This is a genomic window from Flavobacterium sp. (assembly GCF_049318185.1).
Taxonomy (GTDB): domain Bacteria; phylum Bacteroidota; class Bacteroidia; order Flavobacteriales; family Flavobacteriaceae; genus Flavobacterium.
On sequence record NZ_JBMOGV010000070.1, the window covers coordinates 1 to 11,900 of the forward strand.

General features: G+C 27.8%; 11 protein-coding genes. 1 reads left to right on the forward strand and 10 read right to left on the reverse strand.

Going from position 1 to position 11,900, the window contains the following annotated elements:
• From ACOYLT_RS07615 to ACOYLT_RS07630, 4 genes are all read right to left on the reverse strand, one after another.
• A partial coding sequence (locus tag ACOYLT_RS07615) for an NAD-dependent epimerase/dehydratase family protein (RefSeq protein ID WP_422853269.1) occupies positions 1 to 257 on the reverse strand: 257 nt, incomplete at its 3' end.
• Positions 258 to 264: 7 nt separating this feature from the next.
• Complete coding sequence (locus tag ACOYLT_RS07620; protein WP_422853270.1) at positions 265 to 1,617, reverse strand: O-antigen ligase family protein; 1,353 nt, start codon at positions 1,615 to 1,617, stop codon at positions 265 to 267.
• The gene (locus ACOYLT_RS07625; protein ID WP_422853271.1) at positions 1,553 to 2,665 is read right to left on the reverse strand and encodes a DUF1972 domain-containing protein; all 1,113 of its coding nucleotides are present in this window, start codon (positions 2,663 to 2,665) and stop codon (positions 1,553 to 1,555) included. The genes ACOYLT_RS07620 and ACOYLT_RS07625 overlap by 65 nt, the downstream gene beginning before the upstream one ends.
• A 63-nt stretch (positions 2,666 to 2,728) precedes the next feature.
• Positions 2,729 to 3,835: a glycosyltransferase family 4 protein gene (locus ACOYLT_RS07630; RefSeq protein ID WP_422853272.1), complete on the reverse strand. Its 1,107-nt coding sequence runs from the start codon at positions 3,833 to 3,835 to the stop codon at positions 2,729 to 2,731.
• 75 nt (positions 3,836 to 3,910) lie between these two features.
• On the opposite strand from ACOYLT_RS07630, the gene wecB reads away from it, so the two are divergent.
• The gene (gene wecB, locus ACOYLT_RS07635; RefSeq protein ID WP_422853273.1) at positions 3,911 to 5,032 is read left to right on the forward strand and encodes a non-hydrolyzing UDP-N-acetylglucosamine 2-epimerase; all 1,122 of its coding nucleotides are present in this window, start codon (positions 3,911 to 3,913) and stop codon (positions 5,030 to 5,032) included.
• On the opposite strand, the gene ACOYLT_RS07640 is transcribed toward wecB, so the two are convergent.
• From ACOYLT_RS07640 to ACOYLT_RS07665, 6 genes are all read right to left on the reverse strand, one after another.
• Positions 5,009 to 5,938, reverse strand: coding sequence for a hypothetical protein (locus ACOYLT_RS07640; protein WP_422853274.1), 930 nt, complete (start codon positions 5,936 to 5,938; stop codon positions 5,009 to 5,011). The genes wecB and ACOYLT_RS07640 overlap by 24 nt on opposite strands.
• A gap of 344 nt (positions 5,939 to 6,282) precedes the next feature.
• The gene (locus tag ACOYLT_RS07645; RefSeq protein ID WP_422853275.1) at positions 6,283 to 7,587 is read right to left on the reverse strand and encodes an MATE family efflux transporter; all 1,305 of its coding nucleotides are present in this window, start codon (positions 7,585 to 7,587) and stop codon (positions 6,283 to 6,285) included.
• The gene (locus ACOYLT_RS07650) at positions 7,584 to 8,720 is read right to left on the reverse strand and encodes a glycosyltransferase family 4 protein (protein WP_422853276.1); all 1,137 of its coding nucleotides are present in this window, start codon (positions 8,718 to 8,720) and stop codon (positions 7,584 to 7,586) included. The genes ACOYLT_RS07645 and ACOYLT_RS07650 overlap by 4 nt, the downstream gene beginning before the upstream one ends.
• A 95-nt stretch (positions 8,721 to 8,815) precedes the next feature.
• On the reverse strand, positions 8,816 to 9,556 hold the full coding sequence (locus ACOYLT_RS07655) for a methyltransferase domain-containing protein (protein WP_422853277.1): 741 nt from the start codon (positions 9,554 to 9,556) through the stop codon (positions 8,816 to 8,818).
• 25 nt (positions 9,557 to 9,581) lie between these two features.
• Positions 9,582 to 11,558, reverse strand: coding sequence for an OstA-like protein (locus tag ACOYLT_RS07660; RefSeq protein WP_422853278.1), 1,977 nt, complete (start codon positions 11,556 to 11,558; stop codon positions 9,582 to 9,584).
• Positions 11,542 to 11,900, reverse strand: a 359-nt coding sequence (locus ACOYLT_RS07665) for an SDR family oxidoreductase (RefSeq protein ID WP_422853279.1), incomplete at its 5' end; no start/stop codon positions are given. The genes ACOYLT_RS07660 and ACOYLT_RS07665, both read right to left, overlap by 17 nt.

An 11,900-nucleotide genomic window follows, 5' to 3' on the forward strand; every position in this document is an offset into this window, starting at 1 on the left:
ATTTTTAAATAATCTATTGGACTGGCAGGAGAAGCAAAATGTAAAATATAATCTAGATTTCCTGGCACATGAACAAACTTTGTCACATCATGATGATAAAATTCGAAGTTTTTAACTTTAAATAAATGTTCAATATTTTTTAAATCTCCCGTTATCAAATTATCCATTCCAATGACAAAATATCCTTCGGCAATAAAACGGTCACAAAGATGCGAACCCAAAAACCCAGCGGCACCAGTAATCAATATTCTTTTCATATAATATTTATTCTTGTTTGGATCTAATTGTTGTATTTCCAGAATTAAATAGACAATACATCATGGTGAAAAATACAACACCTCTTTGTCTCCATAAAAATGATTCTGTCAAAAATAAACTTATCATTAGAATTGAGAAAGCAAAATGAACAAAATCTTTTGATTTATATGCGTTTTTTAAATTAATAAACAACATTAGTACTATCAATAAAAAACCAAAAACGCCTAAATCGGCAAAATTCTGAACATATTGGTTATGGAAATTTTTATTTTGATAACCATCTTCTCCATTTTTTCCTAAATATAAATTATAATATTTTGCCTTTTCTTCAATCTTGGGATAAGAAGCGTCTAATCCTAAGCCTATGAAAAAGATGTTGTTTTCTTTAATTAATTCTGTGAATATTCTAAACTGATACACTCTAAAAGCCGTGCCATTAAAATAATCATTGGGTGTAAACATTTTATTTGTCCATGCTTCTTTAACGCTAACATTATGGACGACTGCAGGAATTCCTTCAATCACATTAGTGCTTATACTTTTGTTTGTATTTGCTTGGAACTCTATTTCAAAACGTTGTTTTATTCTTCCAAAAGAGAATATTAATCCGGCTATCGCTATAAAAATTAATAAATTCCTTAAACGCATTTTGTGAGCAGTTTTTGAAAAGAAAAACAAATAAATAAGAACCAATAAAAAAATGACTAAAACTATATTCTTTGATGAGAGTAACATTACAAATCCAAATAAAAGAATGGAAATAAAAGTATCTGCTTTAGTCTTAATTTCTTTAGTGAAAAAATGAAAAAAAGCAACAGCTACAAATACAGAAACATGTATGGCATTCAATAATTTAGGCACTAAACCATAATCTTCATTGTCTTCCCCGTGATAAAAAAATACTCTAGTATCTTTTGATATAAAATATCTAATTAATGCTCTAACAACATAATACAAAGCATAAAGCAACATTGAATAACTAAAAAAAGCAACTAATTTTTGTTTTTGTTCTATAAAAAAAGTTTTAAAAATCAAAAAACATATTGGTATTAATAACAACGGTATTTCTTTAGACAAAGCTACTAACGAACTTTTAATATCAACAGACCAAAAACAGGAAAAAACCATTAAAAAATATAATAAAATAGGAACTATTAATTCTGTTTGAAGTGAAAAATTTTTATTTTTAAATGTAAATAATGAAACAGCTATTAATATTCCTAAAGCAACATTATTTATTGCAAAAGATAAAGGTATCGTGACTAAAACTAAAAGTGTTGGTATAAAAGAACTATTATTTTTGTTTTCTTTTACCAGATTTTGAAAAACACTCTTCAAAGAGTTGTAAATATTCACCATTTATTTTTTCCCAATTAAATTCATTTACAATAGCGTCAAAATTATTTTGAACTAATTGCAAGTTATCATTTTTTCTGATTGTATTAAGAATATTTATTACCTCTGTTGGACTACTAAAATAATATCCGTTTTCTTTTAAAATTCCTTTGTTAAAATCGTTATCATGAGCAATTACAAAAGCTTTGGAGGCCATTGCCTCAAGAAGGGAAGGGTTAGTACCTCCAACTGAATGCCCGTGAAAATACAAATTAGAAAAGTAACGCAAATTATTTAAATGTTCTAAATTATAAAGAGCACCAATAAAACGAATATTTGGATAATCTTTATATTTATTTTTTAGATATTGACCATATTTAGTTTGATGTTTTCCTATTACCAAAATTGGCATTTTTTCTTCATTGATAGCAACACTTTCCAGAATCATATCCAAATTATTTTCAGGTTCAAAGCGTGCCATTATCATATTATAGTTTTCTTTTTCAACTCCATATTTTTTTACTATTCTTTCATCTGGATTTGAAAAAGGATATGCCCCATAAGCTATATAAGTTGATTCTTTTTTGTATTTAGCTTTCAAAAACTTTTGAATGCCTAATGAATCTGAGACTAAAAAATCACTGCTAATCACTGCTAATCTTTCAGCAAATTTTAAAAATTGTTGTACTGTTATAGAATATTTAGTTCTTTTCCATTCTAACCCATCCATATTGGTAATGATAATTGATTTTTTTGGCAAAAGAAAATACCAAATAGAATTACTTGTATATCCTAACTGAAGAATGATATCGAAATCTCTTTTACGAGAATCCATGATGCAATTGTAGTCATAAATAAACTGCCCAAACGTTCCAAATTTGTGTTCGGGATCATTTTGATGAATAATATTTACACCGTGAAAAGTTTTTTCTTGAAATTTGTGATTATGCGAGTTATAGCAATACACATCATGCCCTTTTTCTACAAGATAAACCGAAAAAAATTCGGCAAATTGTTCAAAACCTCCGTAATGATTTGGAATTCCACGAGTTCCGAGAATGGCAATTTTCATGAAGTTATTTCTTTTTCAGAGGGCTAAAATAGGGAATTTTGTTGTTTTAAAAAATTATAAAAACTAATGTTTTAATATTAATTCATATCCCTTTAAGGTTTCTTGTGCGGTTTTTTCCCAAATATAATCCGTGAGTATTTTTTCCTTTAGTTTTGGATTGAATATTGAATTGTAAGCTTTATCAATTGCTCTTTTAATTGAATCTACATCGTCTGGTTCGCAATAAAATGCATAATCTTCAAAATAGTCATAGGTGTCTCCTTTTTTTGTAACAACTATATTGCATCCCATTGTGGCAGCTTCTAAAGATGATAATCCTGGTGTTTCCATCCAACTTGCTAATACATGTACTTTAGCAACTTTGTATAAATCTCCTAAATCATTGTGTGAAATTGCACCTAAAAAAGTTACGTTGTCTCCAGCTTCTTCATGAACTTGTTCAACATATTTTTTTTGATTTTGTGATTCTTTACCTACTAGAACTAACTTATAATTAGTTCCTTTCACTGCTTTTACTAAATTTAATGTTGATTTCCTTCCTTCTATTCTTGCGGCACAAAGAATACAATCTTTGAATTCTGAATATTTATTTGGCTTTTCAGTATCGCTATCTGTAAAAACCGATTTATCAATAGCGTTTGGAATGGAAACAAAATTGTAGTTTTTAAGATTAAATTCAGTTGCAACTCTGTTCATTTCTGAAACTGAATTAGGCAAAAAAACGGAAGTGTTATCAACAATTTCTTTGATTAAGCCATAATATCCTTTATAAGTCATTTTGAAAACTCCTTTGTGAAAACGTTTTTCAAAATAGTGTTTTATTAATGTTTTTAAATAATTTATTTGATATGGAGAGAGAAAATTGGCTACTTTTTGAAAAATTCCACCACGTGCTTTCCTTTCAAATTCAGTGTAAAGACCATAAATTGTTGATAAAGCAATTTTTTTATTTTGCTTTTTAGCATTTATCATTTGACGATAAATGTCTTGTGGTTCCATCAAATTAAACAAATGAACTAAATCATAGTTGGATAAATCTGGCTCAAACTCTAATGAAACGTCAACGGTTACACCTAGTTTTTCAAGAAATTCCTTCGTTTTTAACATTTGAATCATGTCGCCACCTGGAGCATCAAATAAATTGGTTCGAGATTGAAAAAGCACTTTCATTTTAGCAAATTAAGAGTCGCAAATATAGTTTTTATTAGTAGTTTTACACTTCTTAAAATTAGGATTATTCTAATAATGAAAAAAACACTATTCCTATTTGGAACTCGACCAGAGGCTATAAAAATGGCTCCGCTAATTCAATGTTTTTCTAATGATGAATTATTTGATGTAAAAGTTGGTGTTACAGCTCAACATAGAGAAATGTTAGATCAAGTTTTGCATTTTTTTAATATTAATGTTGATTATGATTTGAACATCATGAAGCCTAATCAAACTCTTCATCAGTTAACTGCCGATTTGATTTCGCGTATTACAGATGAAATTTTATTAAAAGAGCATTTTGATTATGTTTTTGTTCAAGGCGATACAACAACAGTTTTAGCATCGTCAATTGCTGCTTTTTATCAGAAAATTAAAATTGTACACATTGAGGCTGGTTTAAGAAGTAATGATATGCACTCGCCGTTTCCAGAAGAAATGAATAGGGTTTTGACTTCAAACTTAGCATCTTTTCACTTTTGTCCTACTGAAAATTCTAAAGAAAGTTTGATAAAAGAGAATATCAATAAAAATGTTTTCGTTGTTGGGAATACCGTTATAGACGCTTTGCTTTTAGGATTAGAGAAAGTAAAAATGATAGAAAATCAATTCGTTGAAAAGTATAATTTTATAGATTTTTCAAAAAAGATACTATTAGTTACGTGCCATCGAAGAGAAAATTTTGGAGAACCATTTGAAGATATTTGTAATGCTTTACTTGAAATTTCTTCAACGTATTCAGAAAGTGTTGAAATTGTATATCCTGTTCACCTTAACCCTAATGTTAAGGATATTGCTTATAAAAAACTAATTGCTAAAAACATAAAATTAATCTCACCTCTTGATTATCCTGATCTTATTTGGATGATGAGTAAAAGTAATATAATACTAACCGATTCTGGTGGTATTCAAGAAGAAGCTCCAAGTTTAGGGAAACCTGTTTTGGTTTTAAGATACGTTACAGAAAGAATGGAAGGTGTTGATGCAGGAACAGCAATTTTAGTAGGCTCAGACAAAGAAAAAATTGTTTCAGAAACAAAGAAATTATTAGAAAACAACGACTATTATAATTCCATTTCAAAAGCAACAAATCCTTATGGAGATGGGGAAACCAGTGAAAATGTAAAATTGATTTTAAGCAAATCCGTTTTTGAGTAATTCATTTTTATCAGTTATTTCTTTATATGCTATTAAAAAACCAACCAAAATTGATTTGGAATCTTCGGTAAAATAATATCCCATAAGAACCCAGTTTGAAATTAACAAAAATATAGCCGTTCCAACTAATAAAAAATTAATATTTTTGTTTATTGGTATTTTAGATTTTGGCTGATTGTATATCAAATATATGGAATATAATAACAATAATATGCCCAAAATACCTGATTTGAGATAGGTTGTCATAAATGCATTATGTAACACATAAATATATCTCATTTCTAAATCACCGAGCCAAACTTTTTGTTTTAAATCCACCTTTGAACCCAAACCCTCGCCCAATAATATAGATAGACTTCCTTTATATTGCATTTGGCGGATCGTATTTATAATTTCAACCGATCTGTAATTATCGTTAAAATAGATAATATCGTGAGTTTTTATTTTACTTTTAAAAGCTTCTGTAGGTGCTATTTTAACTTTATATAAAAAAGCTTCAAAACCAACTCCATTTCTTTTTGGATTTATTGCTAAAATAATCAAGTATGAAATAACCGTAAATAAAGTTAGTGAAGTAATTGCCAAAATCGCTCTCTTATTCAAAATAAAATAACCTTTTAAGCCACAGAATAATATAATAAACTGAATAAAATTATTTCTAGATAAATACATTAAACTCGAAAAAGTTATAATTGCTACCATTAAATAAAATTTCTTTTTGTGAATTTCAATATCAAATTTTTTATGAAATAATAAAATAATTAATCCATAAACTTCAAAATCACTGAAGTATCCACAATAAAAACGAATATCACCTACGGAATGTGCGTTGCGAAATAAAAAAGAATAAACAATAAAAAAAACATGAATTAAAGATACAAAATAACTGATTTTTATTACAGACAAGAATGCCGTTTTATAATTATACTTACATATTTGATAGCCAAGAATTATACCCAGAATTGGTTTTGAAAGATAAGTAAAATCCCTAATTATATAATATATATTTTCGATTTTAAATTTTGTTCTAAAAACAGAAATCAATAAAATTAGAATAAAACAAGAAAGGTATTTTATAAATGTTTGTGAATATTTTTTTTGAATTGTAATTAAAACACTAAAAGACCATATTAAAAAAGTTAGTTCGTAACTCCCATAATAAGGAATCATTAAACAAAGTGCGAAAAGTGCGAAATAAAATTTATTTTTTTTTAAAACGAATGCCATAATTTAATTCAATTTATTTGCTTTTAAATCAGTGTGTAATATCCAAATTTCTTTTTAATGAAATAGACACAAGTAAAATTCAAAACTATTGTGGCAATTAAACTGGCAATAGCCGAACCATTAATTCCATAAGTAGGAATTAGAAAATAGTTTAAGATTAGATTTATTAGAAAAACGAAAATATTTATATACAAAACCAATTTTTTGTTATTTGTTAAATTTAAAATTAAATCTACATTTCCACAAACTGCACTAATAAATGTTGAAATTGCTATTATTATTAAAACCGTTTTTCCTGCAATAAAAGCATTGCCAAAATAACTTAAAAGATATTCGCTGAAAATTATTATCAATAGCACAATTGGCAAGGTTACAAATGTAATAAGTTGCGTTGCTTTTTGAATAATTTTTTTTAATTCTGAAAAATTTTTAGATTCATAAGCCTCGGTTACTTTTGGCCCGATAACAACACTCATTGAAATTATTATGATATAAACAATCATTCCCACTTTAAATGCGGCGTTATAAATTCCTACATTTTCTTCGGTCGAAAACGATCCTAACATCAAAACATCTGTCCAATTAATTAAAAAACTCATCACGCCAGAAAACATCATTGGTAACGAGGCGATTAATGTTTTTTTATAAGAAAATTGGGGTTTAGAAAAATTAATTTGTTTAAAAAAGATAAAACAGAATTCAATTATTAGTGTTATAAGAAATGAAATTCCATAGAAACTTACAATATTGTATGCGTTTATTGAATCATTTCTGAACAAAAAAATAAATGTAAAAAAAAGCACATTTGGAACAATAAACATAAACCATCCAAAAAGTATTAATTTTTTTGTCGCAATAAAATAATAAACAGCAATTTCATGAAGTAAAAAAAAGGGCAGGGAAATAGCAATTAACTCAAAAACAGAAGTTAATTGTGTTTTGTGAAAAATAAATATAGCAATTTGTGGAGCAAAAAAGTAAATTAAAAAAACAGGAATAATTGATACAAATAAAACTAATTTGATAACATGGAATAGAAAATTTTGAGCAGAAAAATCTTTTTGTTCAATATTTCTATTTACCCTTACAATTATGGTGTTTTGAACCCCTAAAGTTAGTATTACACACAACAATTGAATTATAGTTTGTGCTAATGAGAAGGTTCCGTAAACTTTTGCAAAATAAAAATTTGAAATTAGTTTAATGGTATAAAAACTAAAACACACCCCTAAAACTCGGAAACCAAGCGATATTAATCCTTTAGAAAAAAGATATTTAATATTGGTATCTTTTAAAAAACCCGCTAAAGTATTTTTTAAAAAACTCACTTTTTATAATTTATTATCAAATTAGAAATTTCTTTACTCCAAACTTTCCAATTTAATTTGTTTAAATATAAATCTCTAGACGATTGACTTAATTTTTCATAATTTGATGGATTTTCAATTAAATTTTTAAAAACTTCGACATAAGCCTGAAAAGTTTCCTTTGGTTCTAATAATATTCCGTTAATGTTGTTTTGAACTGCACCACTTATTCCTCCTGTATTTCTTGAAATACTGGGAACACCGTATGCACTAGCTTCACAAAAAACAATACCATAACATTCCGCTTTACTCGGAACAAATAAAAAATGACTTTCTTCCATTAATGAATTAAATTTTTTAAAATCATTTTTATCGTTTTTAAATAAAAACGGTATAACAGTCATTGATTGATGTTTAACTGGCGGTATGCAACCACAAACAGTCAATTTGACATTATAGTTTTTTAATAATTCTAAAAATGTTTCAAATATAATTTTTCCGCCTTTTCGTTCCCACTCAACCCCAATAAAAAGTAATTTTATCTCTTTATTTTTGTCTATAGTTTTAGGTTTATAATTTATATTTTCTTCATTAATATTTGCTCCATAAGCATTCACAAAAACTTTTCCTTGGGGTTTGTAAAATTCATTAACATAATTTGCAGCCCAATGGGAAGAATAACTTAAAATAGCAGCTTTTTGAATTGTTTTTTTTTGATTTATGTTAGATTCTTTAATAGAAAAATCAAACAATTTAGTAAAACCTTCGTAATAATTATTAAGTTGACCAAATGAAGAGTCTGAAGTATATAAAATAGGAATATCAGTTTTTAATAAGGCAATTTCAGCTGGGACTGATGGTGCAAATATAAAGTCATAATTTTGTTTTTTTAAGCGATGTTTAATAATTTTTGCACTTAAAAAGGATTTAAAAAAACTGTGTCGATGATTGTATCGCTTTGAAAAAATAAAAAGAGTTATTCGATTTATAATACCAAATGATTTTATAAAAACATTATTAATCGGACCAATGGCATCAACAATTTCAAAATGATTTTTTAAACCTTCAAGCATTTTATAATGAATACCAGACCAAGATTTTCTGTCATTTGGGTCCGTAGAGGTTAAAAAGGCAATTTTAAGTTTTGATTTCACAGTTTTTAAAATTTTTTGTAATATTACATTAAATATTATATTTATTTTATTTTTATAGTTTCAACTAGTTTTGATTAATACTGGTTTTTATTTTATTAAACTGGTTTTTGAGCAATGCAAACAGTTAAATAACCCTCAAAGTGCATAAATTTATCTAAAAATAAAAAGAATTTTCGTGTAATTTTATATTTAGTTACCCATTGTTTAAAAAGCGTATCTCGGTCCATAGTGGTTCTACTAATATAATTTAAACCGGCTGCTTTCATTTCATCTTTTAAATCATAAAACTTGTATTCTTTAGGCCAAGGCCAAACTTTTTTACCTAACATTCGTCCAATTAAATACGAAAGTCTGTAAGGAAAAGTATGATGATTTGGATAAGCAACAATTACATAACCTCCTTTTTTTGTAATTCGAGTATACGATTTTATAGCTTTTTCTCTGATATCTTTGGTATAATGTTCTATAACTCCTGAATTATATGCTAAATCATACGATTCGTTTGGGATAGAATTCATAGTAAACATATCTTCGCAAATACATTTAATGCCTTTAAACTTTAAGTCGCTACATACTATTTCAACTTTTTCTAAAATAGTATGGTCATAATCTAAAAAAGCAGACTGGCTTAACGATTTATTAAGTAACATTAAACTAATTCCAGCTTCGCAACCGATCTCTATCGCTGACTGCAAATTATTTTCGGCCACTAATTTGTTTAGCACAACATTAAATTCTGCTTGAAAACTAGTTGGATTGTTGTATGCTTTTTTAATATGTTCAATGGTAATCCCTTTTGAGTAGTCTAACCAAGCTTGTTTTTGATCTTTTGACATTTTTTAATGATTATGTAATTTTATTTTATTGTTTATTAAGAGTTTTATCTGTTAAGATTAGTCCTTCTTTATTTGTTTCTTCATTTTTGAGATACAATGCCAATTGATAAGTGCCTTTTTTTAATTTAGAACTATCAATGGTTGCGTTAAAACCACATTCATCATTATTATAGTCTAGTTTAAAAGCGGCGGTTACATCTGGTCTAGTTGCTTTTTGAACATTAAGTTTTGTTGTCTTTCCGTCTTTTAATAATACTATTATAATCCTAGTTTTACTCGGTGACTGATTACTAAAAAAAGCCCATCCTGAAGCTTTAATTGAATTATTATTGTTTTCAAATGCATCTATGTTACTTATAAAACTTTGTCCAACTACCGTTTCATTAGGTTTGATTTTTGAAATTATTTGATTGATGTCAGCTGCTTCTTGTTTGTTGTTTTGTTCTACAAATTTAGCCTTACTTTCCTCCACTATTTTTTTATCCAATTCTACCTCGTCTTCTGGAAAAATATCTTCTTTAGTTTTTATTCGTTCATCGCCTCGCCATACAAAACCTCTTAACAACCTTGCGTTTTCGGGTAAGTCTTTTTCAGGATAAATATCACCGTCCGGGTTGTTGAATAATGTTAGGGTTTCAATTTTATTGTTGCCATCCATTGTCATATTTATTTTACTGCAAACTGACTTATTTATGCCTATAAGTTCATTATTGTCATTGCGCAAATAAAAAAGAACCTCTGCGTTTTTAACAACATCTGTTTCATAAATTTTATTATCCTTGAATTTTGAGTATAGATTTACTCCTTTTACTTGATTATAACCAGTTTCAACGGTATCTTTTGATATAATAAAAGTGTTATTTAGTACTTTAAGAGAGTCTATTTTTTCTGTTTTGTTGTTTCCAATTAAGTTCATCACATCTCCTGTTAATTGGTTTTGGTTATTCCATAGAATCGGTTTTCCTATGAGTTGGGTAAGTGCCTTTTTTTGATCAGAATGGATTGAGTCACACTTTCCACTCATTTCGGATTTGTAAAAACGTACATCTTTTTGTCCTCTAACTATTCTTTCACCTGATTTCCCGGTTACAAAAATCTTCTTAGCATGAACAAACATTGAATCGTTTTCAACCTTATAGCGAATAGATGCATGTTTGGTAATGAATACAGAATCTTTTTGTTTATAAACTTCTCCATAATGTCCTTTGATAATGGCTTTATTGATGGAATCTGTAATTTTTACATTGTTGGTTCCCGAGGCAAATTCCGTTTTCCTGTCATAATACAAACTGTCTCCTTCTATTAATCGGTCTTTGTACTTAATATAGGATTTCTGTAAAAAAAACCCAGTGTTTGACTTGCTGTTGTAATGACCGTTTTCAGTATAAATAAAGGTTTCTTTACCTACTATGGTTGAAGGCCCTTTTAACAGAGAATTACCTTGTGTTGTTTTGTAGTCTAAATGGTTAGATTTTATGGTGTAATCAGGATTTTTTAATTCAACTGAAGACAAAAATTGGTATTTTTTTTCTCTAACATAATACCTTCCTGCTTTACTTTTTAATGTATTTTTTTTATTTATGATAGTTCCATTACTATTAAAATATGCTTCTTGTGTGTTTCTGTCAAAATAGATTGTATCTGTTGTTAAAGTAGATTCTGGTGAATTCAAAACAACTCGTCCTGAAAAATAGGCGTTTTTAACAGCGCCATTATATTCGGCGTATTTGCTTGACAATGTTAAAGTGTCACCTTGTATCATTTTAACATTCCCAAAAGCTTTTATATAATTTTCATTTTGAAAATAGTAGGCTTTATTACAAGTCATTTTTATATCTTCGTGACTTAATCGCACATTTCCTGTTAATAAAAGTGCATCGGGAACTTCCAATTGGTTTATATCGGCAAAATCGGAATATTCAACTTTTATTTTGCTGTTTTTTTGAGCAAAAACAAGTGAAAAAGTCAAAAGTAGAAATACTATATTAATCTTTTTTTTCATGCTGTAACTTACTTGTTTGCATTTCTTTCAATCTTTCCTCCCAACTTTTAATTACGATTACAAAAATACTCTTTATTTTACTTTTATCCATAACACTGTACTTTGGACGTTTAGCTGGAGTTGGAAAACTTGTTGTTGGAATTGGTTTTAAATCTATATTGATATTATTTATTTCAAATATCTTTTTAGCAAAATCATACCAACTGCATTGCCCTTCGTTGCTGAAATTATAGATGCCAAAATTATCGGTTATTGGTTGTCGGTTGTCGGCTAGAATAATATGAACTAGAACTTCTGCTAAATCGACAGCATTTGTCGGTGTTCCTATTTGATCATTTACAA